This is a genomic window from Catenibacillus scindens, from assembly GCF_014202115.1.
Lineage (GTDB): Bacteria > Bacillota > Clostridia > Lachnospirales > Lachnospiraceae > Catenibacillus > Catenibacillus scindens.
This window is the reverse complement of sequence record NZ_JACHFW010000001.1, coordinates 373,813-398,743: the sequence shown is the minus strand read 5'-3', so window position 1 is coordinate 398,743 and position 24,931 is coordinate 373,813. Positions and strand designations below refer to the sequence as shown.

Annotated in this window: 20 protein-coding genes; 18 read left to right on the top strand and 2 right to left on the bottom strand. The window is 48.1% G+C overall.

From position 1 onward, the window contains the following. Positions 1 to 40: 40 nt before the first annotated feature. Positions 41 to 1,543 (bottom strand): carboxypeptidase M32, encoded by a 1,503-nt coding sequence (locus HNP82_RS01640; RefSeq protein WP_183770748.1) that lies wholly within the window; start codon positions 1,541 to 1,543, stop codon positions 41 to 43. Between the two features lie 282 nt (positions 1,544 to 1,825). On the opposite strand from HNP82_RS01640, the gene deoC reads away from it, so the two are divergent. From deoC to HNP82_RS01625, 3 genes are all read left to right on the top strand, one after another. Next, the gene (deoC, locus tag HNP82_RS01635; RefSeq protein WP_183770746.1) at positions 1,826 to 2,473 is read left to right on the top strand and encodes a deoxyribose-phosphate aldolase; all 648 of its coding nucleotides are present in this window, start codon (positions 1,826 to 1,828) and stop codon (positions 2,471 to 2,473) included. A gap of 17 nt (positions 2,474 to 2,490) precedes the next feature. Continuing rightward, positions 2,491 to 3,552: an acyltransferase family protein gene (locus HNP82_RS01630; protein WP_183770744.1), complete on the top strand. Its 1,062-nt coding sequence runs from the start codon at positions 2,491 to 2,493 to the stop codon at positions 3,550 to 3,552. 65 nt (positions 3,553 to 3,617) lie between these two features. Next, complete coding sequence (locus tag HNP82_RS01625) at positions 3,618 to 4,445, top strand: helix-turn-helix transcriptional regulator (protein ID WP_183770742.1); 828 nt, start codon at positions 3,618 to 3,620, stop codon at positions 4,443 to 4,445. Here HNP82_RS01625 and HNP82_RS01620 read toward each other — a convergent pair. Beyond that, positions 4,417 to 5,772, bottom strand: a complete 1,356-nt coding sequence (locus HNP82_RS01620) for an MATE family efflux transporter (protein WP_183770740.1) — start codon at positions 5,770 to 5,772, stop codon at positions 4,417 to 4,419. The two genes, HNP82_RS01625 and HNP82_RS01620, sit on opposite strands and share 29 nt — an antisense overlap. A 104-nt stretch (positions 5,773 to 5,876) precedes the next feature. Between HNP82_RS01620 and HNP82_RS01615 the strand changes: the two genes are divergently transcribed. The 15 genes from HNP82_RS01615 to HNP82_RS01545 all read left to right on the top strand — a co-directional run bounded on the left by HNP82_RS01615 (position 5,877) and on the right by HNP82_RS01545 (position 24,893). Next, complete coding sequence (locus tag HNP82_RS01615; protein WP_183770738.1) at positions 5,877 to 8,300, top strand: ATP-dependent DNA helicase; 2,424 nt, start codon at positions 5,877 to 5,879, stop codon at positions 8,298 to 8,300. Between the two features lie 120 nt (positions 8,301 to 8,420). Further along, positions 8,421 to 9,299: an NAD(P)-dependent oxidoreductase gene (locus HNP82_RS01610; protein WP_183770736.1), complete on the top strand. Its 879-nt coding sequence runs from the start codon at positions 8,421 to 8,423 to the stop codon at positions 9,297 to 9,299. Positions 9,300 to 9,542: 243 nt separating this feature from the next. Then, positions 9,543 to 9,782 carry an NAD(P)H-dependent oxidoreductase subunit E gene (locus tag HNP82_RS01605; protein ID WP_183770734.1) on the top strand — a complete coding sequence of 80 codons (240 nt, stop codon included), beginning with the start codon at positions 9,543 to 9,545 and terminating at the stop codon, positions 9,780 to 9,782. Positions 9,783 to 9,784: 2 nt separating this feature from the next. Then, the gene (locus HNP82_RS01600) at positions 9,785 to 11,506 is read left to right on the top strand and encodes a [Fe-Fe] hydrogenase large subunit C-terminal domain-containing protein (protein ID WP_183770732.1); all 1,722 of its coding nucleotides are present in this window, start codon (positions 9,785 to 9,787) and stop codon (positions 11,504 to 11,506) included. Continuing rightward, positions 11,503 to 12,678 (top strand): SpoIIE family protein phosphatase, encoded by a 1,176-nt coding sequence (locus tag HNP82_RS01595; RefSeq protein ID WP_183770730.1) that lies wholly within the window; start codon positions 11,503 to 11,505, stop codon positions 12,676 to 12,678. The genes HNP82_RS01600 and HNP82_RS01595 overlap by 4 nt, the downstream gene beginning before the upstream one ends. Positions 12,679 to 12,709: 31 nt before the next feature. Beyond that, entirely contained in the window at positions 12,710 to 14,167 is a 1,458-nt protein-coding gene (locus HNP82_RS01590) for a 4Fe-4S dicluster domain-containing protein (RefSeq protein WP_183770728.1), read from the top strand. Between the two features lie 491 nt (positions 14,168 to 14,658). Then, entirely contained in the window at positions 14,659 to 16,914 is a 2,256-nt protein-coding gene (locus tag HNP82_RS01585; protein ID WP_183770726.1) for an anaerobic ribonucleoside triphosphate reductase, read from the top strand. 73 nt (positions 16,915 to 16,987) lie between these two features. Continuing rightward, positions 16,988 to 17,143 (top strand): anaerobic ribonucleoside-triphosphate reductase, encoded by a 156-nt coding sequence (gene nrdD / locus HNP82_RS01580; protein ID WP_183770724.1) that lies wholly within the window; start codon positions 16,988 to 16,990, stop codon positions 17,141 to 17,143. Then, entirely contained in the window at positions 17,133 to 17,639 is a 507-nt protein-coding gene (gene nrdG, locus HNP82_RS01575) for an anaerobic ribonucleoside-triphosphate reductase activating protein (protein ID WP_183770722.1), read from the top strand. The genes nrdD and nrdG overlap by 11 nt, the downstream gene beginning before the upstream one ends. 371 nt (positions 17,640 to 18,010) lie before the next feature. Next, positions 18,011 to 18,553 carry an NADH peroxidase gene (locus HNP82_RS01570; RefSeq protein ID WP_183770720.1) on the top strand — a complete coding sequence of 181 codons (543 nt, stop codon included), beginning with the start codon at positions 18,011 to 18,013 and terminating at the stop codon, positions 18,551 to 18,553. A gap of 148 nt (positions 18,554 to 18,701) precedes the next feature. Beyond that, the gene (locus tag HNP82_RS01565) at positions 18,702 to 19,103 is read left to right on the top strand and encodes a Fur family transcriptional regulator (protein WP_243164597.1); all 402 of its coding nucleotides are present in this window, start codon (positions 18,702 to 18,704) and stop codon (positions 19,101 to 19,103) included. A 287-nt stretch (positions 19,104 to 19,390) separates the two neighbouring features. Next, positions 19,391 to 20,371, top strand: coding sequence for a LacI family DNA-binding transcriptional regulator (locus tag HNP82_RS01560; RefSeq protein WP_183770718.1), 981 nt, complete (start codon positions 19,391 to 19,393; stop codon positions 20,369 to 20,371). An 89-nt stretch (positions 20,372 to 20,460) separates the two neighbouring features. Then, complete coding sequence (locus tag HNP82_RS01555; RefSeq protein ID WP_183770716.1) at positions 20,461 to 22,452, top strand: PTS beta-glucoside transporter subunit IIBCA; 1,992 nt, start codon at positions 20,461 to 20,463, stop codon at positions 22,450 to 22,452. An 18-nt stretch (positions 22,453 to 22,470) separates the two neighbouring features. Beyond that, positions 22,471 to 23,916: a glycoside hydrolase family 32 protein gene (locus HNP82_RS01550; RefSeq protein WP_183770714.1), complete on the top strand. Its 1,446-nt coding sequence runs from the start codon at positions 22,471 to 22,473 to the stop codon at positions 23,914 to 23,916. Then, entirely contained in the window at positions 23,913 to 24,893 is a 981-nt protein-coding gene (locus tag HNP82_RS01545) for a carbohydrate kinase family protein (protein ID WP_183770712.1), read from the top strand. Before HNP82_RS01550 ends, HNP82_RS01545 begins: the two co-directional genes overlap by 4 nt. The last annotated feature ends 38 nt before the right edge of the window (positions 24,894 to 24,931 follow it).

Genomic DNA, 24,931 nt, shown 5'->3' with positions numbered 1-24,931 from the left:
ATGACCGGCCTTCGCCGTGCTGCCATCCCCCGCGGGCGCGTTAAAGGTTGTACAGTTCTGTATATTTTTGCGTCAGATACTGAATATAGTAATCCGGGTTAAATGGTTCGCCGGTCATATCCTTTAATATTTCCTGAGTGTTTTTGCATTTCCCAAAACGGTGGATGTGTTCTTTTAAATACTCACGGATGGGGGCGAGGCGGCCTTCTGTGAGATAGGTTTTTAATGGCATAACTGTGGCCAGATGGTGGTAAATCTGGGCCGCGATGGCGCTTCCGATGGCATAGGAGGGAAAGTATCCGAAGCTGCCGCCGGACCAGTGCATATCCTGGAGGATGCCCTCAGTGTCATTGTCCGGGACAACACCGAGATATTCTTTGTATTTTTCTCTCCACAGATCCGGGAGCTGCTTGACGGTGACAGTACCCTCAAAGATGGCCTTTTCAATTTCATAGCGGATCATAATGTGGAAGGGGTAGGTCAGCTCGTCCGCCTCAGTGCGGATCAGGCTTGGCCGGGAAGCGTTAATGGCTCTGTAAAAATCTTCCAGTGACACATTTTTAAGCTGGGAGGGGTAAGTGTCCACAAGTTTGTCATAGATGGGCGTCCAAAATTCGCGGCTACGTCCAAGATTGTTTTCGTAAAATCTGGACTGGGATTCGTGCATTCCCATAGATGTGCCGCTCCCGGCGATGGTCATAGTGATGTCGTCGTCGATCCCTTGCTCATAGAGTCCGTGTCCGCCTTCGTGGATGGCGGAAAAAATGGCGGAATCCAGGGAATTTTCGTAATAGTGATTCGTAAAGCGCACGTCGTGATTGTGGATCTGAGTGGTGAATGGGTGTTCGCTCTCAGAAATCATCCCCCGGTTAAAGTCAAAACCGATGTACTGGGCGATAAAATGACAGAAATCTTTCTGTGTGGCAGCCGGGTAGGTTTTGTGGAGGAAAGACGTATCAATGAGATCCTGTTTCTGGCTGATCGCTTTGACCAGGGGGCCCAGGGACGTGGAAAGGCGTTCAAAAAAGTGATCCAGGATTTGGGTGGTGAAGCCCTCCTCATAGTCGTCCAGGGCGGCATCATATAAAGTCTGCCCCGGTTTTTGGCTGTAACCGGCAAATTTTTTGGCGTAGGCGATGATCTCGTCAAGGACCGGGGCGAAAGCAGCGTAGTCGTTATTGTTTTTCGCTGTCTCCCAGACGGGATAGGCTCTGGCGATGAGGGCGCTGAAGACCTCGTACTCTTTTGGAGGTATCAGGGAAAGTTTGTGGAATTGTTTATTTAAAAGTTTCAGTATAGATCTTTCGTGGAAAGAAAGATCTTTTAGTCCTTCATCTGTGGATAACTCTTCAAGGAGACGGCGGACATCGTCGTTGATCAGAGCCCGGTAATGTTCGCCGGACAGGGTACCGATAATTTTGGCTGTATTTTCAATGGATCCCTTCGGGGCATTGTACTGATCCCAGTTAAACAGCGTGCAGGCGGCCTCAAGGGCATAGGCCCGGTCAAGTTGGGATTTAAGCTGAGAAAACTTTTCGTTCATAATATCCTCCTGATGTGATTTTTTAACTGTGATAAAGGAATGCTTTTCATGCAAATATGAAACACATGACCTTTTGATCCTGGCATCTCAGTATGTTTGTATCATATCATTTTCGGGGGGATTTATCAATGGCCTTAACTTTTGTGGGATTGTAACAGCTTATCCGGTGTTACCGTTTGCTTTTTGGAACGTACGGGAATTGTCCGGGGGCTCGTAAAGGATTGCATTGCCATTTTGCCGGCCATGAGGTATGATAGAGGAAACGAGAGAGGAGGCGATGACATGCTGTCACCAAAACTGTTTGATCATACAATATTAAAGGCGGACGCCAGGGAAGAAGATGTGGCCAGAGTTTGCCGGGAAGCTGTGGAGTACGGTTTCGCGTCGGTGTGCGTTAATTCTTTCTATACGCCTCTGGCGGCAAGTCTTTTAAAAGATACAGATGTTAAGGTGTGTACAGTGGTGGGGTTTCCGTTAGGAATGGCCGCCGGTAAAGTTAAGTGTTTTGAGGCCCGGTGGGCTGTGGAGGAAGGCGCCGGGGAGATTGACATGGTGATCAATGTAGGTGCCATAAAAGACCGCAAAGATGGAGAGGTTCGGGAAGAAATCGCCCAGGTAAAGGCCGCCTGCAAAGACAGGGCTTTGTTGAAAGTCATTATTGAAACATGTCTTTTGACAGAGGAGGAAAAAGTGAGAGCCTGTCGTCTGGCTGTGGAGGCTGGAGCGGACTTTGTTAAGACGTCTACAGGTTTTTCCACAGGAGGTGCCAGAGTGGAGGATGTGGCCCTCATGAGCCGGACCGTGGGGGATAAGGCGGGGGTGAAAGCCTCCGGGGGTATACGGGACGCAAAGACTGCCCAGGCCATGGTGGACGCCGGCGCCAGCCGCCTGGGGACAAGTGCCACGGTGTCCATTATCACAGAATCATGAAGGGCGGGACAAAAACGTTGAGACATCACTCAGAATGGCAGTTTTACAGTCTTTCCAGGTACCGCAATGTACTTATGGGGCTGCAGATTTTGCTGATTATTATTTTTCATTTTGCCGAGGACTGCCGGCTCTACGACGTCCGGTACGACGGTTTGGTGAAGTTTTATGATATTTTTATCCACAGCTCAGGGGTGGACCTCTTTTTGCTCCTGTCAGGGATGGGACTCTATTTTTCTATGAAAAAAGGGCCAGACCTGAAATCTTTTTATAAAAAAAGATTTCAGCGGCTGCTGATCCCCTATGTAATCGTGGCAGCGCCGGCATGGCTGTGGCTGGATGTTATTGTCCAGGGCCAGGGGCCACTGGCTTTTTTTAAGGATTTTTTCTTTATTTCCTTTTTCTTTGAGGAAAAACGGTGGTTTTGGTATATTTTCATGATGGCTCTGTGCTATCTGATCTTTCCATATATTTTTTCCACGGCAGAACGGGCGGGGGATAGAATCAGCAGACATATGCGGCTGGCTCTTTTATGTATGATGTCCACACTGGCCCTTGTGATGCTGGAGCTTTATCACCACGATCTCTACATAAATATCAGTATTGCTCTTTCGCGGTTGCCGGCCTTCTTCGCAGGAGTTTTTGTAGGGAAGGCGGTCTGGGAAAAACACAAAGTGCCGTTGTGGAAGATTTTTTTGCTGCTGATTCTTGTGGTTTTGGCGGCCGGGCCTCTGGGGCTGGCCGATAAGTCTATAATTGGCGTGTATATAGCTGCCCTTTTAAACTTTTCACTGTGCCTTGTCTTTGTCTGGGTACTGGACATATTGTCGGAGAAAAGAGGCTTTCCACTTTTGGCATGGCGGGGGATTAACAGCATTTTAGGATGGTTTGGCAAATATACCCTGGAACTGTATCTTGTTCATGTGGCGGTGCGCAGAGTGATGAAAACACTTGGTTTTTATACATACCGGCTGTCTTGTGAAGGGATCATGGTGATTATTTCTGTGGCCCTGGCAGTGCTTTTGTCAAAACTGACCGGTGCCATTGTGGGCCGTCAAAAAAAACGTCTTAAAAACAAGTGAGAAAGGCGCAGCCGTCCAAACCGCTATTACTGATGGCAGGAGGCTGCAGAAAGGTTGCAGATATTTTGAAGTACTTTTATGAGGATAAAGATCGGGCCCTGAGCGTATACATGGGGACACAACTGGATTTTGGGCCCCATCTTCATGGCCATGTAGAAATTGTAGGAATGCTTAAAGGGAGCAGCGCTGGGTTTGTCGAATCAAGAAAATATGAGATCACTCCGGGGGATGTGTTTATCGTTTTCCCTAATCAGATCCATTATTATGAAAGCCGGACAGATGAGAATTACATTCTCCTTCTTTTTCCGGCTTCTTTTGCCGATGAATTTGTTCATCTTTTAAACGGAAGAGTTCCCGACAGCCCGCTGCTCAACAATGCCCTGGATGATCCGGAGCTTTTTCACGCTTTTGATACGGCGGCAAAACTGTACCGGCCGGACTTAAATATTACCGGGATGCTTCAGCTCAAGGGCTATCTTATGATCATTATGGGCCGGATTTTTGAAAAACTCAGGCTTAGCCCTTCAGATCCGGGGGAACTTGCCACAGTCAATCTTATCCTGAATTACTGTATGGCTCACTATCGTGAGCGTCTGCGCCTGGAAGATGTGGCAGGAAAGCTTCACATTAATAAATATTATATTTCTCATCTTTTTGGGAAAAAACTGGGGATGGGTTTTGGGGATTATGTCCGCTCCCTGAGAGTGGGACAGGCATGCCGCCTTCTGGAAAAAGGAGGCATGTCCATAGCCCAGGTGTCCGGAGCGGTGGGCTTTTCCTCAACCCGAACCTTTAACCGGGCTTTTAACCGATATGTGGGAGTGACGCCCAGCGAATATCAGAAGAAACAGTCCAACGGTGAGATTATTTACCCAGCCTGCGATAAACCGTAAAGATCATGGTGACAAAACAGGCTGTTCCGCCGATAAAATTGGAGATGGGTTCGGCGAGAAAGACGCCGTCCACTCCAAGGCCGGCGATGTGGGGCAGGATCAGAGTGAGAGGGACTACAATAATAGCTTTGCGCAGGAGGGAGAAGAAAATGGCGAATTTTGCTTTGCCCAGTCCTGTAAATACACACTGCCCGCAAAACTGAAGGGACATCATAAAGAAACCGAAAAAATAAAGACGCAGGGCGGGAATGCCGTTTTCCAAGAGGGCGGCATCGCTGTTAAATAAGCGGATAAAGACACCAGGAAAGGCAAAAATGACAGCCCACGCGGCCACGGTATAGACAATACCTACCAGGGATGTAAACTTAATGCCAGAGCGGACACGTCCGTGTTTTCCGGCGCCGTAGTTGAAGCCCAGAACCGGTTGGGCGCCGCTTGTAATACCCTGGACTGGCATGGTAAAAATCTCCCGGACAGAGTTTAAGACGGTCATTATAGCTACATAAATATCTCCACCCCATGTCTGGAGAGTGACGTTGCATACCATCTGTACGGCGCTGTTGGTGACGGACATAATAAAACCGGACAGGCCAAGGGTGCAGATTTTTCCGGCCAGTTTAAAGTCCGGAGCCAGAATACGTTGCTCCAGTTTGATGATCGCCTTGGGCCCGGTAAGAAAAACAAGAACCCACACAGCGGATACCCCCTGGGAGATAATAGTAGCCAGGGCGGCCCCGGATACGCCCATGTTTAGGACAAAAATAAAGACCGGGTCAAGGATGATATTGAGGATAGCGCCGATTAGTACAGTGAACATGCCAGTGCGGGCAAAGCCTTGGGCATTGATAAAGCTGTTCATGCCAAGGCTGATCATTACAAAGACCGTTCCAAAGAGATAAATGGACAGATATTCATCGGCGTAGGGAAATGTGTCGCCGCTGGCACCGAGAAGATAGAGTAGAGGTCTTTTTGTGAACCATAAAAACAGGGTCAGGATAACGCCGATGATCACCAGCATGGACATGGAAGTTCCGAGAATTTTCCGGGCTTTTTCCAGATTTCCCTCACCCCGGGCAATGGAAAAAAGGGGAGCGCCCCCAGTGGAGAATAAATAAGAAAAAGCCATGACCATGGAAGTAATGGGAAGGGTAAGGCCTATACCGGTGAGGGCCAGTGTGGCTACCCCAGGAAGGCGGCCGATGTACATCCGGTCCACAACGGAGTACAGTACGTTGATGAGCTGGGCCAGAGTCATGGGAAGGGCAATATTTATAATATTTCTGGCCATGCTGCCCTGGCCGAAATCACTCTGGGAAGCTTTTGCCATAGAAACACCACCTTTGATGTAAAATGGGATGCCGGGCGCCGGGGGCCGGCATCAGACTATATATAGTATACAACGGAAAAACTATAGAGAAAAGAGGCAGTTTTATGGATAAAGTCAAAATATCAGTGCGACGCCTGGTAGAATTTATCCTCAGATCCGGGGATATTGACAGCGGGGCCCAGAGTCTCAGGGATCCGTCGGTGATGCAGGAGGGGACTGCTATTCACAAAAAGATCCAGAAAGAAGGCGGCGCTTCTTACCGCCCGGAGGTTTCCATGAAAATGGATTTTCAAATGGACGAAAATCTGACGATCACTTTGGAAGGCCGGGCGGACGGTATCATTGAGGATATGCATATTCCGGTGGGCGAGGGGGACAGCGGATATTTTTACACTATTGATGAAATTAAAGGAACCTATGCCAGCCTCAGGCGTATGGATGAACCATCGCCGGTCCACATGGGACAGGCGTTGTGCTATGCGTACATGTATGCTAAAAGTGAAAATTTGCCAAAGATCGGCGTGCAAGTCACTTATGTCCATATGGAGTCGGGGAAGATCCGCCGCTTTACCCAGGAGCGGACCATTGACCAGCTCCAGACATGGATTGAGTCGGTTCTGGAAAAATATGCCCTGTGGGTCCGGTGGGCCCTGGACTGGAAGAAGCAGCGCAATATTTCTATAGGGAAACAGAACTTTCCTTTTGAGTACCGGCCGGGGCAAAAACGGCTGATCGCTGGGGTTTATCAGACAATTGTCCAGGGGAAAAAATTGTTTATTCAGGCGCCTACAGGGACAGGGAAGACCATATCCACCCTTTTCCCGGCCATTAAGGCCATGGGAGAGGGAAAAAGCGACAAGATCTTTTATCTCACAGCAAAGACCATTACCCGGACTGTAGCGGAAGATACGTTCCGTCTTTTGGGGAAAAGGGGGCTGGAATTCAAATATATCACTCTGACAGCCAAAGAAAAATGCTGTGTTTTGGAGGAACCTCGGTGTAACCCGGCGGACTGCCCCAGGGCCAGGGGACATTTCGACCGGGTCAACGCTGCTGTCTTTGACATGATCAATGCTGAGCCGTCAATGAGCCGGGAGGTGGTGGAAGCCTACGCTCAGGAGTATATGGTATGTCCATTTGAGATGCAGCTTGACGCGGCAGTTTGGTTGGATGGGGTTGTCTGCGATTACAATTACGTTTTTGACCCTTATGTATACCTGAAGCGCTTTTTTTCAGACACCAAGGAAAATTATATCCTTCTCATTGATGAGGCCCATAATCTTGTGGAGCGGGCCAGAGATATGTTCAGCGCTGATTTGAAAATTTCTCAGTTTAAAGCCCTCAGGAGCATTGTGAAACAGGAATTTCCAAAGCTTTGGGCAAGGCTGGGGAAATGTATTAAATTTATGTCAACCGTAGCCCTGGATTGTCCCGACTGCACCCGGACAAACAGCAGCGGCGGATTTACCCTTTATCTCATGCGGATGATGTCTGAGATGGAACTGATCCTGAAAAATAATGAGGATAAAAGCGCTACCCGCCTGGCCTTAAAAGAGCGGATACTGGAGTTTTACCTTGAGGCCCGGCGTTTTGTCAACACCTATGACAGTATGGATGAGGAACGCTATATTGAATATGGGAAGCCACTCCCCGACGGGGATTTTATGCTGAAGATTTTTTGTGTGGATCCGTCAAAAGATCTGAGCCTGCGGCTGGACTTAGGGTTATCCGCTGTGTTTTTTTCAGCCACTTTGCTGCCGGTACAGTATTATAAAAGTCTGCTCAGCGTTTCAGCGGTCACAGATTACGATATGTATGCCGACTCACCGTTTAAAGAGGAAAACCGGCTCCTCATGGCGGCCACCGATGTGAGCAGCCGTTATACCCGGAGAAATCAGGAGGAGTATGAGAAGATATCCGATTATATCCGGGATATTTCCAGGGCGAGAAATGGAAATTACTTGATCTTTTTCCCGTCCTACGTCTATATGGAAAATGTTTTTGAAGTGTTTTCATCAAGAGAGCTTTCCAAGGCGGGCCATGGCTTTGAGGTCCATGTCCAGGAAAATTCCATGAGCGAGGAGGCCCGGCAGGAATTTCTGGACGTCTTTAAGGCAAAGACCCACAGTACGGTCCTGGGCTTTTGCGTTCTCGGAGGAATTTTTTCCGAGGGGATTGATCTGAAGGAAGACCGGCTCATCGGCGCGGTTATTGTGGGAACAGGCCTGCCCCAGGTGGGGGACGAGAGAGAGCTTTTACGGGAATTTTATGACAGAAAGTGTGGCATGGGATTTGAGTATGCCTACCTCTATCCTGGGATGAATAAAGTCCTCCAGGCCGGCGGCCGTGTCATCCGCACAGAAAAGGACCGGGGGATCATCGCCCTTTTAGACGAGCGGTTTAATTACCGTCAGTACCGGGGCCTTTTTCCGAGAGAGTGGAGCGGATGTGTGAAAGTTTGCCGGGATACAGTGGTGGAGACGGTCAATGCTTTCTGGGAAAAAGGGATAGATGGTAAAAAAGTGTGAAAATAAATGGCGTCAAGAGGGCATTAATGGTATGATAGAGATAGAATATTAGAATAATGGCAGCAGTTCATCCTGCTTATTTTTGATGGCTGAACTGTTAAGAAAAACGAGGTGATGTTAATGCGCATAGGCTTTATCGGTCTGGGGATCATGGGAGAGGCCATGTGTTATAATGTGCTGAAAAAGCACGACGACGCTGTATTCATCTATGATGTGATTCCCGGCCAGATAGATAAGGTGGCGGGTTACGGAGGCATTCCCTGCCACAGCGCCCCCCAGGTTGCTCAAAAGAGCGATCTTATTATAACGGTCGTGCCCCGATCGGAAAACTCTATGGATGTGTATACTCAGATTCTGGATGTGGTGGACAATACAAAGATCTGTGTGGATATGAGTACCATTGATCCGGATGTTTCATTGAAGATCTGTCATATGCTGGAAGAAAAAGGATGCCCCTTTCTGGACGCCCCTGTGGTAAAATCTCAGGAGGCGGCATGGCTGGGGGACGTGGGTATTTATGTGGGAGGACCGAGAGATGTTTACGATAAGGTTAAACCTCTGCTTCAATATATGGGCCGCAGCATTATCCATATGGGCGATAACGGGAAAGGCTTGATTATGAAGATCTGCCATAATGCCCTTGTGGCCCAGATTCAGAATGGAGTCAACGAGACGCTGGCTCTGGCCAAAGCAAACGGCATTGATCTGGATAAGTACACGGCGGCGGTGTCCTACGGCGTAGGTCAGAATTATTATTATGATTCCAAGCAGATTGCCCTGATGAACCATGATTTTTCTACCCAGTTTTCTGTAGAAAATATGGCCAAGGATTTGGATATCTGTCACCGTCTGACACAGAGCCAGGGCATGGAAATGGCGGGGCTGGAAGTGTCCCGGCAGGTATATCAGGAGGCGCTGGCCCGTGATATGGGAGCTATGGACTATTGCTCTACTTTAGAGATCATTATGTCCCATTGCTGTCCGGAAAATGAACAGTAGCGGCTGTGATCATATTCTGCTGCCGGCCATACCGCAGCCGACAGCAATGTCTTAAATAAAGAACAATAATTTTAAGTAAAGGATTTGAATATCCATAGTATTTATGTTAGAATTTGTCAATGAAATAACAAAGAGTTACATAGGGGTCATGAGGCCATGGCCCGGCAGCTATAAATTTTCGCCGTTCCTGCTCAGTTCATCGGGGACGTGCGGGAAAATCTTGAATTGAGAAGGAGGTATAGTATGCTTGTTACAATATGTATCGGGAGTTCATGTCATCTAAAAGGCTCCAGAGATGTGATTTCAATTCTGGAACGTCTGATCTCTCTCCACGGTATTTCAGATAAAGTGGAGCTGACTGGTTCTTTTTGCATGGGCGAATGTGCCAAAGGTGTCTGCGTGAAAGTAGATGACGAGCTTTATTCTGTTTCACCGGCCACCGCTGAGACATTTTTTAATGAGCAGATTCTGGGGAGGATTTGAATGTGGGAGCGATCGGGTTTAGAAAGGCGAAATGTAAAGACTGTTATAAATGTGTCCGTCTCTGTCCGGTAAAGGCGATTATTACCCAGGAGGATCATGTCAAGTACGTGGCCAGCGAGTGTGTTCTGTGCGGACGGTGCCTGGAGTCCTGTCCTCAGAATGCCATTACCGTTTTCAGTGATATCGACAGAGTCAAAACTTACATAGACAGCGGGGAGAAGGTCATCGCCAGTCTGTCTCCGGCATATCTTGGAATTTATTCTGACATTGAGCCGGGACAGTTGATCGAAGGTTTATTACAGCTTGGTTTTGATCAGGTTCGGGAATCGGCAGAGGGAGCGATTTATGTGACCAATGCTTACGAGCAGTTGATGGAGGAAGGCCGGATGGATAATATAATTACTTCGGTCTGTCCGGTGATCAATCAGCTTGTGGAAAATGATTATCCGGATATGATTCCATTTATGGCGCCGGTGGTCAGTCCGGTCATCGCCCATGGGAAGCTTCTAAAGGAAGAGTTTGGTGATTCCGTTAAAATTGTATCAATTAGTCCATGCCTGGCGGAAACTGTTGAGGATCAAAAAGATCCCCGGACAAAAGGCTACATTGACGCAGTGATCAATTTTGACCAGCTTAACGGCTGGTTCAGAGAGAAAGGGATCTCTCTGAAAGACTGCCGCCAGTGGCGCCACGACCGGATTAATCCTCAGATCAACGGAGCCTACGCAGCCAACGGAGGCATTTCCATGGCTATTCACGCCAAAGGTAAAGGTACTTACGGCTATCAGACCTTATGTGTCAACGGTCTGGACGCCTGCCGGGAAGTATTTTCTTCCATCAGAAAAGGGGAGATTCATCACTGCTTTATCGAGTTAAATTCCTGTGATCAGGGATGTATTAACGGACCGGTGACAGGAAAAAGCCAGACAAACCGCTTTAAGGCCAAACTGACTCTTATGGGACGGATTATGAGGGATTTCCCGGAATATGCCCCCATGCCTGACTCTATTGATCTGTCCCGCCCTTTTAAGGAGACAGGAAAAACGGTAAAAATGCCGGAGGAAAAGGATATCCGGCGGATACTGACGATTATTGGAAAGGATACAGCGGAAAAGGAGCTGAACTGCGGCGCCTGCGGTTTTCCGACATGCCGGGAGAAAGCCATCGCCGTATATCAGGGAAAGAGCAATATTCAGATGTGTATTCCCTATATGTATGAGAATGCCAGATATTTGTCCGATGTGATCCTGTCCGTTACGCCAAGTCTGGTTATTATTGTGGATGAACAACTGAGGATCAGAGAATTTAATAACGCGGCAGAGGTCAAATTCAACATATCCAGGGAGGAGGCCCTGAAATCCTACCTCTATGAGATTGTAGATTCTGAGAGCTTCCAGGAAGTGATCCAGGAAAAGCACAGCCGGATTAACCTTAGGGTGGACTATCCTTCGTATCATATGAAGACGATCCAAAACCTGATCTATGTCCGGGAGCAGGGGGTTGTCATCGGTATTATCCGGGATATCACCCAGGAGGAGGAGAAAAAGGCCAGACGCTATCAGTTAAAGATCGAAGCTGTCAACAGCGCTCAGAAGGTTATTGATAAGCAGATGATGGTGGCTCAGGAAATCGCCGGGCTGCTGGGAGAGACAACAGCCGAGACAAAAATGACCTTGACCCGTCTGCGTGACCGGCTTCTGGAGGATGGAGAGGATGTCAAATGAATATAAGCCTTGATGTATCCTGGAAAAGTCTCAATAAGCATGGCGAGGAACTGTGCGGCGATACTGTGGGGATACTCAAAAACGATGTTTCCGATATTTTCGTTTTATCCGACGGTATGGGAAGCGGTGTCAAAGCTAACATTCTGTCCACACTGACCACAAAGATCGTCGGTACCATGCTCCGGGACGGAGCCAATATCAGCGACTGCGTGGAGACTATCGCCAAGACACTGCCAGTGTGTAGTGTGCGTCATGTGGCATATTCTACATTTACGATTCTTCAGATTTTTAAAGACGGCCGCGCCTACCTTGTGGAGTATGACAATCCCGGCTGCGTCCTTGTCCGCAGCGGAAAGCTTGAACAGATCCCCTATGAGGTTCATGAGATCGAAGGAAAGAAAATCCGGGACTGCAGCCTGAATGTAGCCCTGGGAGATTATTTTGTATTGATGAGCGATGGCGTTACCCACGCCGGTGTGGGAAATATGATGAGTTTTGGCTGGGGACAGGCAAGAGCCAGCGAGTATATACGAAAGGCATGTTCCATGAACAATCTGTCAGCGCCACGATTGACGTCTATGATCTGCAAGGCGTGCAGTGATCTCTACCTGGACAGTCCGGGGGATGACACAACGGTGGCGGTGATCCATGCAGTAAAGGCAAAGCATGTGAACATCTTTACCGGACCGCCCCAGTCCTACGATGACGACGCGGTGTTAATGAGAGATTTTATGACGTCACCGGGAAAGAAGATTGTCAGCGGTGGAACAAGTGCAAATATCGCGGCCCGGATATTAAAAAAGAAAATTGTGGCCTCCATTAAATATAATGATCCTGAGATCCCGCCCATTGCCACCCTGGAAGGTGTTGATCTGGTGACAGAGGGGGTTCTTACTTTAAACCGCTGCGCTAATATGCTGGAACAGTATAATAAGGGCGATCTGTCGGACCGCTTTTTTGACAGCCTGGACGCGGATAACGGCGCGGCTATGATTGCCAAGATACTGGTGGAAGAGTGTACGGATCTGCACATGTTTGTCGGTCAGGCAATGAACGCGGCTCACCAGAATGTGGGGCTTCCCTTTGATCTGAGTATCCGCATGCGCCTGGTGGACAAGATCCGCCAGGAATGCGAGAAGATGGGAAAGACCGTTACTGTCAGGTACTATTGACATCATCCGGTGGATAAAGAAAGGATAGACTATGAAAAGACAATTTGTAACAGATATTAATATGATCAAATATGAGGTCTGTGTGGAAGTTGCCAAACAGGCTTTCGCGGGTGAACTGGAGACCCGCCGGGATGAGATCCCCTATACGATCATCCCCGGAAATAATCCCAGATGGCGGTGCTGCGTTTACCGGGAGCGGGAGATCGTGCGCCAGCGGGTTAATCTGGCGGAGGGACGCCCGGCTGTAGGGACAAAGTCCAATAAAAATATTGTCCAGGTACTCCCCGCGGCCTGTGAGGGTTGCCCTATTAACCGGTTTAGCGTGACAGATAGCTGCCAGATGTGTATGGCAAAAAAATGTATGGGCGCATGTAATTTCGGCGCTATCTCCTTTGAGCGGGGCCGGGCCCATATTGACCCGAAAAAATGTAAAGAGTGCGGGCGCTGCGCCGAGGCTTGTCCTTACAACGCTATTGCGGATTTAATGCGTCCATGTAAGCGTAGTTGCCCTGTGGACGCCATTACTATGGACGAGGATGATATTGTGGCTATTGATGAAGAAAAGTGCATCAACTGCGGCCAGTGTGTCATCAGTTGTCCTTTCGGCGCCATTACGGACAAATCCTTTATGGTGGACGTGATCAATCTCATCAACAGCGGCGCAAAAGTCTACGCTATGGTGGCCCCGGCGATTTCCGGACAGTTTGGCGCTGACGTGACCAACGGTATGATCCGTGAGGCTGTCAAGGCCCTGGGCTTTACAGATATGTTTGAGGTATCTTTAGGGGCGGATTTTGTATCTAAAAATGAGGCCCTGGAGCTGGAAGAACATGTGAAGGAAGGCAAAAAGATGACCACATCCTGCTGTCCCGCTTTTGTGAATATGATCAAGAAGCATTTTCCACAGGTATTAGACGCCATGTCTACCACAGTGTCCCCAATGACAGCCACCGGCCGTCTCATTAAGGCCATGGATCCGGACGCGGTCTGCGTGTTTATCGGACCATGTATTGCCAAGAAAGGGGAGGTCATCGACTCCATCACTTTGGGCGGCGCGGACTATGCTATGACCTACGAGGAGCTGGCCAGCATGTTTGAGGCCAAAGATATTGACCCGGCGGATTTCCAGGGACAGATGCAGCAGGGAAGCGTTTACGGCATGGAATTTTCAGTGTCCGGCGGTGTGACCAACGCGGTGCTGTCCACATTTAAGGAGCGCAATGAAGACATTGACGTGAAAGTCTGCCGCGCCAACGGCGCCCTGGAATGCAAGAAGGCTCTGATGATGCTTAAAGCAGGAAAACTTCCGGAAGATTTTATTGAAGGTATGGCCTGTGTAGGCGGCTGTGTCAACGGTCCGGCCATGATTAATAAGAGCCGGACATTTATGAAGGACCGTAATGCCCAGATCAAACAGGCAGATGACAGAGGCGTCCTGGAAAACTGTTCCAAATACGATAATCTGGAGTTTAGCATGGTAAGAAAATGATGGCAGCCCCACATAAGCGAACCCCACAATGACGTTCTTATGCCGAAAACAGCAAGTGTTTCCGGCTAACTGTGAATAGTAGCGGACTGTTATTTGAGGCTAAATATTTATAGCATAAAGGTATTGATTTTTTCATAGAAAGTGACTATAATAGGAAAGGAACACAAGATATAGTGTTCCTTTCTTGCGTTTTATACAATATAATGATGACATCAGGGCCAAGCTTTATTCCCGCGGGCAACGAGCCAAGCGGACATGCTTGCATGTCCATTTGGCGACTGCCGCGAGGGTCAAATACCCCGCAGCTCTGCTGCGCTGCAAGTTTGATGCCCCGTAGCTTGCTGCGGGGTCTTTGACTTTGGCCTTAATATCATAATGATGTTGAGGTCAAATTAAAATTTGACCTCATGATACCACGGATTGCTCCGGAGGGGGAGATGATCCGGACAGAACACAGGCATGACATAAGTCTTTAGGAGGTCTTTGGAGCAATGATAGAAAAAATACAAAAAAGAAACGGGGATATTGTTCCCTTTGATTCTATGAAGATCATGAACGCCATCAGCCGGGCCAACAAGGCGGTGGAGGGGGAAAAAATGTCACCCACGGATCTTTTATTTCTGACAGAAAAAGTGACGGAGCGCCTGGATGAGAAGGAGCTTAACAGCGTGGAACATATCCAGGATCTTGTGGAGGAGATCCTTATTCGTTTTGGCTATGCCCGCACTGCCAAGGCATATATTCTGTACCGGGCCGATCATACAAAGATCCGTAAGTCAGAATTTGATCTTATGGAGATCTATAAAAAACTCACTTATTCCGATGCCAAGGACGAGGACATCAAGCGTGAAAACGCCAATATTGACGCGGACACAGCCATGGGAACCATGCTTAAATATGGCTCCGAAGGCTCTAAGTATTTTATTGATAATTATGTCCTTCCCAAAGATATCGCCGCAGCCCACATGAACGGGGATATTCACATCCATGATATGGACTTTTACATGCTGACAGAGACCTGCTGCCAGATTGATCTGATCAGGCTTTTTAAAGACGGTTTTTCCACTGGACATGGTTATTTGAGGGAGCCTAATTCCATACGCTCCTACGCTGCCCTGGCCTGTATTGCCATTCAGGCCAATCAGAATGAAATGCATGGCGGACAGAGCATTCCAAATTTCGACTATGCTATGGCTATGGGCGTGGCAAAGACCTATCGCAAAGAATATTATAAGTATTTAAAAACCTATCTCCAGTTAAAGCTGGACATGGAAGAGGAAGAAGCCATTGAGGTTATCAATGACCTGAAATGCAATCTCTCCACCCCTGTGGCTATGGGAAACAAGGAGATTATGGCCAGGGAACTTAGAGGCTACGGCGCAGGTAAGGTGTGGGGCGAGGATCTCCAGAAAGCTCACAGTTATGCCTCAGACGCTGCCTATAAGAGTACAGATCGGCAGACTTACCAGGCCATGGAAGCTCTGATCCACAACCTGAATACAATGAACTCCAGAGCCGGTGCCCAGGTACCTTTCAGTTCCATTAACTACGGCACGGACATTTCACCGGAGGGACATATGGCCATCAGGAACCTTCTCCTGGCTACAGAGGCCGGCCTCGGAGCCGGGGAGACGCCGATCTTTCCGGTACAGATCTTTAAAGTCAAGGAAGGGGTTAATTTCAACAAAGAAGATCCAAACTATGATCTTTTTAAACTGGCTATTAAGACAAGTGCCCAACGTCTGTTCCCCAATTTCAGTTTTATTGACGCGCCGTTTAATATTGAATATTACAAGCCCGGAGATTATAATACAGAAGTGGCTTATATGGGCTGCCGTACACGGGTCCTGGGCAATGTCCATGACCCGTCCAAGGCGGTAACCTGCGGCCGGGGAAATTTAAGTTTTACATCCATTAACCTGCCCCGTCTGGGGATTGAAGCCAAGGGGGATGTGGATCGGTTCTTCCATCTGCTGGACGAGAGGATCGACCTGGTGATCCGTCAGCTTCTTCACCGGTTTAAGATCCAGTGTACAAAGCGGGTACGCAACTATCCATTTCTTATGGGTCAGGGGATTTGGATTGATTCTGAGGATCTGGATATTGACGACAGTGTGGCTGAAGTTCTTAAACACGGCACATTGAGCGTTGGATTTATTGGACTGGCAGAGACGCTGAAAGCTCTCATTGGCTGCCATCACGGGGAAAGCCGGGAGGCCCAGAATCTCGGACTTAAAATTATCGGCCACATGCGTCAGCGTATGGATGAAGAATCTCAGAAGACGGGCCTGAACTTTACCCTTCTGGCCACGCCGGCGGAAGGGCTGAGCGGACGCTTTGTGGCTATTGATAAAAAGATTTACGGGGAAATTCCAGGGGTTACTGACCGGGAATACTATACAAACTCTTTCCATATTCCCGTTTACTATCCCATCAAGGCTTTTAAAAAGATCTCCCTGGAGGCGCCCTATCACGCCCTGACCAACGCCGGGCATATCAGTTATGTGGAACTGGACGGGGATACATGTAAAAATCTTGAAGCCTTTGAGACGATTATCCGCTATATGAAGGAGCAGGGGATCGGCTATGGTTCCATTAATCATCCGGTGGACCGGGACCCGGTGTGCGGATATACCGGCGTCATCGGAGATGTATGCCCGCGGTGCGGCCGGCGGGAAGGCGAGACCGTCAGCGTTGAGAAGCTGCGCCTGCTGAGAAAAAAGTTCCCCAACGTACCGAATTATTAATAACAGTTCAGCTATCAGGGATGGGCAGGGTGAACAGCTACAATTATTAAGAAAAAAACAGGAGGAAAAAATTATGAGTCAGAAAGTTGTCATTAAAGATGAAATGGTTGGAGAAAACGTGGGATTTGACCGTATCCGCAGGATCACCGGGTATTTGGTCGGCACAACAGAGCGCTTTAACAATGCTAAGAGAGCTGAGGAAAAGGATCGGGTTAAACATGGGATTTAAGCTCAAGATCAGCGGTATTATTGATGAGTCCATTGTGGACGGACCGGGGCTTAGGTTTACCGTTTTTACCCAGGGGTGTCCCCACAGGTGCCAGGGCTGTCATAACCCGCAGACCCACGACTTTGACGGGGGATCATGGATGGATACCGATGAGATTATGGCCAGATTTGACGAGGACCCGCTGCTGGCCGGCATGACTTTTTCCGGCGGGGAACCTTTCTGCCAGCCGGAACCCCTGTGGGAACTGGCGCGGCAGGTGAAAGCGCGGGGCAAAAACATTGTCATTTATTCCGGTTATACCTTTGATCAGCTTAAAGAGATGGCGGTTAAGGATGAGTGGGTGGAGAAGCTTTTAAGAATGTGCGATCTCCTTGTGGACGGCCCTTATGTGGAAGGGCTGCGGGATCTGGATCTTTTGTTTAGGGGAAGTTCCAATCAACGCATTTTAGATATTTCCAATTATCCCAATGTCCGGGATGTCAGTAATGAGCTGTAAAAGCTGTCTGCTTGGAGTGCTGTTTAAAAATAAAGTAACTATTCAGCCATGCATCTTAAGATTCCCGCAGCTACCGCTGCTTTACCGCCGCTTGCGCGGCTGAATCCTCGATTATGGTCTGGCGCCATATATCTGGTTTAATAAAAAATCCTCTGCAAACAAATTTGCGCCGTATTTTTATTAAACCAGCCGCATGGCTGAATAGTTACAAAATAAAAATAATAATAATTATTATTTTTGAAAAAACTATTGACAATTAGTAGGTTAAGGTGTATTATAATGATATCAGTAATGATTACTGATATTGAGATAAGAAACAATATTCACCTGGATGAATTTTATTCAGGACCATCAAAAGGAGAGTAAAGCGTATGAAAAAGTTTGTATGTACAGTATGTGGTTATGTTTACGAAGGCGAAAGCGCACCAGCAGAATGTCCAATCTGCCATGCACCGGCTGAAAAGTTCAAAGAGCAGACAGGCGAGAGAGAATGGGCTGCTGAGCATGTTGTTGGCGTAGCTAAAGGTGTCAGCGAAGATATTTTAGCAGATTTAAGAGCAAACTTTGAAGGTGAATGCTCCGAAGTTGGTATGTATCTTGCAATGGCAAGAGTTGCTCACAGAGAAGGATATCCGGAGATCGGCCTTTACTATGAGAAAGCTGCATGGGAAGAAGCAGAACATGCTGCTAAGTTTGCTGAGTTACTTGGCGAAGTTGTTACAGACAGCACAAAGAAAAACCTTGAGATGCGTGTAGACGCTGAAAATGGCGCAACAGCTGGCAAGACTGATCTTGCAAAACGCGCTAAAGCCGCTAACCTTGACGCAATCCATGACACTGTACATGAGATGGCAAGAGACGAGGCTCGTCACGGAAGAGCATTTGAAGGCCTGTTAAAGAGATACTTTGGCTGATAAAAGGCATTGTGGGCACCGGGTCCGTTGACTCGGTGCTTTTTGCTCTATAGAAAAGCTGACGGTCTTGCCTGTGAAAGAACAGATTTCACGTTTTCCTATAGAGCAAAAAGCTCTCCCAATGAAAGATCTTAAAGGAGGTGTGCATTTGAAAACAGTAAAATATAGTCGTCAGAGAGAAGCTATTAAAAAATATCTGATGTCTACCAAAGAGCATCCTACAGCAGAGATGGTCTATGAGGCGATTCGTCAGGTGTGCCCTAACATTAGTCTTGGGACTGTTTACCGCAACCTGACTTTCCTTGAGGAACACGGGGAGATCACACGCCTTCACTGCGGCGAGGGAAGCGACCGGTTTGACGGAAATATAGATCCCCATTATCATTTTATCTGCCGGGAATGTGGCTGTGTTCAGGATCTGCCCATGCTTCCCATTGATCACATTGATACCATTGCTGCAGAACATTTTGACGGAACTATTGAAGGACATTATACTTATTTTTTTGGAATCTGCGCCGGATGCAAAGCCGGGGAAAATATTGCAGGGTAATACAATAGGACAGATCAAAGAAGCCGCCGGGCCGGCCTTTGCCGAAGAACAGATGTAAAGTTTGTTTTTTGGCGGAGGGTATTGGCCCGGCGGCTGTTTTTTTGTGTCATAGGAAACTGTGCTTCCTATGACACAAAAAAACGCTCCGCGGGATATGTGACTTTGACAATAATATAAAAATAATATAAAATGATACACATTAATGACTGAATAATTATCGTTACAGTTCAGCGGGCTGAACTGTTACTAATTATCCGAAAGTTTTACACAAAAGGGACGTGAAGATCATGAATATTAAAGATATTGCTGAGATGGCAGGAGTGTCCAGGGCTACGGTTTCAAGATATCTCAACAATGGTTATGTCAGCGATGAAAAAAAGCAGAAGATCCGCGCGATTATTGAGAAGACCGGATATGTGCCGTCAACCCAGGCAAAAATGCTGCGGACAAAGCAGACAAAGCTGGTGGGCGTTATTATTCCACGCTTAAATTCTGAGTCAGTATCCCGCATCCTGGAAGGTATTGGCAGTGTGCTTGAGGACGGCGGCTATCATATGCTCCTGGCAAATACGGATAACCACTATGAAAAAGAGCTGGAATATTTAAAGATTTTTTCTAATGACCGGGTGGACGGGGTTATTCTCCTGGCCTCAGCCCTGACCCGTCAACACAGGGAACTTTTGTCTAATATGCCGGTACCGGTGGTAATCGCGGGGCAGGAATACAGGGAAAAATGCTGTGTGTTCCACGATGACAAAAACGCTGCCAGGGCTCTTGCCAGACAGCTTTTGGAAAAAGGATGCCGCCGTCCGGTATATTTTGGGGTCAGTGAGGAGGATGTGGCTGTGGGAAGACGGCGGCGCGAAGGATTTGAGTTGGCTTTGGAAGAACAGGGACTTTTATCTGACGCCAGAATTATGGGACCATGTCTCTTTAACGCCCAGTCAGGATATGAGCAGACGCAGAGCCTCATTGCCGGGGGCAAAGATTTTGACGGGGTGATCTGTGCCACAGACACTATCGCGGCAGGTGTTCTTCTAGCCCTGCGGGAAGCGGATATTCGTGTGCCAGAAGATGTAAAAGTGGCAGGCTTTGGCGATTCAAAACTGGCAGCCCTGATGACCCCTTCGATGACTACTGTTCACTATTATTATGAGGAGAGTGGCAAAGAGGCGGCGCGGATGGTTATGGAGCAGATGGAACAGGGGAAGGATTTTGCCAAATCGGTGATGCTTGGATATGAAATCGTTCTCAGAAAAAGTCTGTAATGACATTCCTGTATTGACAATAAAATACTCTGGTTGTAAAATAATAACAACATGTGGAATCGGTACCATATCAGAAGGAGGATGTTGCTATGGATTACCAAAAGACAGCCAGAGAAGTTCTGGAAAAAATCGGCGGCAGAGATAATATTATTTCTGCTGCTCACTGCGCGACCCGGCTGCGTCTTGTCATTAAAGATAATGATGTCTGTGACAGTAAAGCTGTGGAAAACATTGACGGGGTCAAAGGTGTATTCTTTGCCCAGGGACAGCTTCAGATTATCTTTGGAACAGGAATCGTCAATAAGGTTTACGACGCCTTTATCCAGGAGGCAGGGATCACTGAAAGCTCCAAGGAAGATGTGAAGCAGGCGGCTAACGCCCGACAAAATGTTTTTAAGCGGGCTATAAAGACACTTGGAGATATTTTTGTCCCCATTATCCCGGCCATTGTTGCCAGCGGTTTCCTTATGGGTATTATGGAAGCGCTGAATTTTATGGTCAATAATGGCTTTTTAAACATTAGTACCACAAGTTCGATCTATGTATTTGCCCAGCTTTTTTCCAATACAGCTTACACCTTTTTGCCGATACTTATTGCGTACAGTGCTGGAAAAGCCTTCGGCGCCAATCCTTATCTGGCGGCGGTTATCGGTATGATCATGATCCATCCCGATCTGCAAAACGCCTGGACTGTAGCTACAGAAGGTGTTCAGGCGACACAGCCGGTCTTTTTCGGCCTTTACAGTGTGGACATGGTGGGTTATCAGGGGCATGTCATTCCGGTCATTATCGCCGTGTGGGTGTTGGCATTTATTGAAAAGCGCCTCCACAAAATCGTACCTGCGGCGCTGGATCTGTTTGTGACGCCGTTAGTCAGTGTGTTTGTCACCGGCTATCTGACACTGGCGGCCATTGGCCCGGTTTTTGTCACTGTAGAAAACGCGGTGATTGGCGGTATTCAGACGATTCTCACTCTTCCTTTCGGCATCGGCAGCCTGATCGTCGGTTTTCTTTATGCGATCACAGTTGTGGCAGGTATTCACCATATGTACACCACCATTGACATCGGACAGCTTGCGGCTTATCAGTATACCTACTGGCTGCCTTTGGCCTCTGCCGCCAACGTAGCTCAGGGCGCCGCTTCTTTGGCGGTAGGGATAAAGGCAAAGGACAAAAAGACACGGTCTCTGGCCCTCCCATCGGCATTAAGTGCTTTTATGGGAATTACAGAGCCGGCTATTTTTGGTGTGAATCTCAGATATTTTAAACCATTTATCTGCGCCTGTGTGGGCGGCGGTGTGGGTGCGATGTACGCCTCTATTGTAGGTCTTGGCGCCACTGGCACAGGGGTTACGGGGATTTTTGGCATCCTTCTGTGTCTTCATGATCCCATTAATTATGTCGTAGCCATGCTTATCGCGGCGGCAGTCTCTTTTGTTCTCACATGGCTATTTGGATTTAAAAATCCAAAACAGCAGCCATCGGGGGAAACATCCGGACAGCCGATGGAGGCCGCATTGCCAACACAGAATCAGACCGGGGCGCCTGTTAAGGTACTTGGTGATGCCTCTGAGCGGGAACCGGCCGCAAAAGAGTCTTCTAAATCGGCAAAAGGGGAGGAATTTGAGGAAATTATTTTCGCCCCGCTAAATGGCCAGGTAATGGAAATGAAAGATGTACCTGACCCCACATTCGCGGCGGAGGTCCTTGGAAAGGGAGCAGCCATCAATCCTTCCGAGGGCAAGGTTTTTGCCCCATTTGACGGACAGGTGAATCTGGTCTTTGATACAAATCACGCTATTGCCCTGACCAGCGACAGCGGGGCCCAGGTGTTGATCCATATCGGTATTAATACTGTGGAGCTGAATGGAAAGTTTTATACCGTCCATGTGAAGGATAACGACTGTGTGACGAAAGGGCAGCTCATCGCCGAATTTGATATGGAAAAGATCAGAGAGGCCGGATATGAGCTGATAACACCGGTGATCGTCAATAATACAGACGAATACGCTTCTGTGGAAGTTATAAAAACAGGAAATATCGCCGGCGGCGAGCCTTTGGTGAAAGTTGTAAAAAAGTAATCAGGGGGGACAGATTTTATGAAAACATCTCTGACTAAGGAATTGGAAAAATACACAGGTATTTTGGAAAAACAAAACAAGGATAGTGTCAGTGACCCATGGCGGCTGAAATATCATGTGATGCCGCCGGTGGGCTGGCTCAATGATCCTAACGGACTGTGCTTTTTTAACGGCAGATATCACCTGTTTTTCCAATATTCACCATCAGACGCTATGGGAGGTCTGAAATACTGGGGCCATTATACAGGCACAGACATGATCCACTGGGAATATGAAGGCATTGCCCTGTATCCTGATATGCCCTATGACTGTGACGGCGTTTACTCCGGCAGCGCTCTTGTGGAAGGTGACTGTGTATGGCTGTATTATACAGGCAATGTTAAGCTGGCAGGGGATTATGACTATATTTATACCGGACGGGAAGGCAATACAGTGCTGGCAGTCATGAGAACTGACGGGACAATAGGTGATAAGACATTAATTATGAGCAATAAAGATTATCCAGCCAACCTGTCCTGCCATGTCCGGGACCCTAAAGTGTGGAAAGAGAGCGGTCTCTATTACATGGTTTTGGGTGCAAGGACAAAAGAAGATCATGGGGAGGTGCTTCTCTATGTATCGGAGGACAAGTTCCATTGGTCTCTGAAAAACATTTTCACGATTTCGGGTTTTGGCTATATGTGGGAATGTCCGGATATGTTTGTCATAGATGGGCGGCGGTTCCTCTCATTTTCGCCTCAGGGGATTGAAAGGGACGGTCTTGATTTTGCTAATATTTACCAGTCCGGTTATTGCCTGCTGGATGGAGACTTTACCGGGGATGCTTCCCTGGGACAATTTAAGGAATATGACCGGGGATTTGATTTTTACGCCCCCCAGACTTTTTTGGACAGGGATGGCCGCCGCATCCTTATAGGATGGATGGGTATGCCGGACTGCGATTATATAAATCCCACCGTGGAGAAAGGCTGGCAGCACTGTATGACTGTTCCAAGAGAGCTGACAGTGAAGGCTGGAAAGATTTTCCAGTACCCGGTGAGGGAACTGGAAGAACTCAGGGGCGGTGCGGTCACAAAGACGCAGGAACAGGGCGAGAGCCTGGATGTGAGTATAAGCAGCGATGTGATTATAAAGATTGATGATCCTGAAAATCTTCACTTATGTGTAGATCATGATCTCCACATTGTTTATAAGAAAGCAGATCAGATCTTTAAGATCGAATTTGCCCCCGGTTCACCTTTAGGCGGAGGCAGGACCATGCGGGGCGTGGCCCTTGAGAGTCTGGAGGAGATACGGATTTTGTCAGATACATCAGCACTTGAGATTTATGTAAATCATGGAGCGGAAGTTTTTTCAACCCGGTTTTATCCACAGATTGATGGAACCGGGAAGGATTGCCACACCATAGAATTCATGGAAGGCAGCGGTTTTCTGACTGCCTGGAGTTTGGAGGAAGCAAATTGAAAAAAGATAAGTTATTAGCCATCGGGGAAGCTCTTATTGATTTTGCTCCGAAGCAGATCGGCGTTCCCTTAAAGGATGTGTTAGAGTTTAAACGGGACGTCGGTGGCGCTCCTGCCAACGTGTGCGGCGCATTCGCCAAATTGGGAGGCAGGGCTGGCATGATCACTCAGCTTGGCAAAGATGCTTTCGGCGACTGTATCGTGGAAGAGCTTCAGGGTTTTGGCATTGACACCCGTTTTATTTTAAGGACAGAGGAAGCCAACACCGCTCTGGCTTTTGTATCCCTGGAGGAAGACGGATCGAGAGATTTTTCCTTCTACAGAAAACCAAGCGCGGATATGCTTTTCCCGCCGGAGGCGCTAAAAAAGGAATGGTTTGATGACGCTTACACCCTTCATTTTTGCTCGGTAGCTTTAGTGGATTCCCCAATGCGCCAGGCTCACGTGAAGGCCATTGATATGGCCCTTGACTGTGGCGCCCTTATCAGTTTTGATCCCAATGTGCGTTTCCCGCTGTGGGACGACCATGAGGCGCTTAAAGGGACGATCCTGGAATTTATGCCCAAGGCTCATATTTTGAAAATTTCTGATGAAGAGCTGGAATTTATTACCGGATACAAGGATATTGACGAGGCGGCCCCCTTGCTCTTTAAGGGCAATACTGCTATGGTGATTTACACCATGGGCAGCGGCGGCGCCATGTGTCTGACAAAGAACAGCCGGGCTCAGGCACCCTCACGCCGGGTAAAAGCGGTAGATACGACAGGGGCCGGAGATGGCTTTATCGGATCATTTCTCTATCAGCTCTGGAGAGACGGCGTGGACGTTCCCGCTTTGGATGGGCTGACAGAGGAGCAGATGGAAGAATATATTACTTTTTCCAACCGTTTTTGCGAGTACAGTGTGTTTGGAAACGGCGCCATCGCCTCTTACCCCACTGAGGAACAATTAAAACAGTACGTGATGGAAAATCCATAAATCAAAAACCCCGCTTCGGCGGGGTTTTTTGCGATACG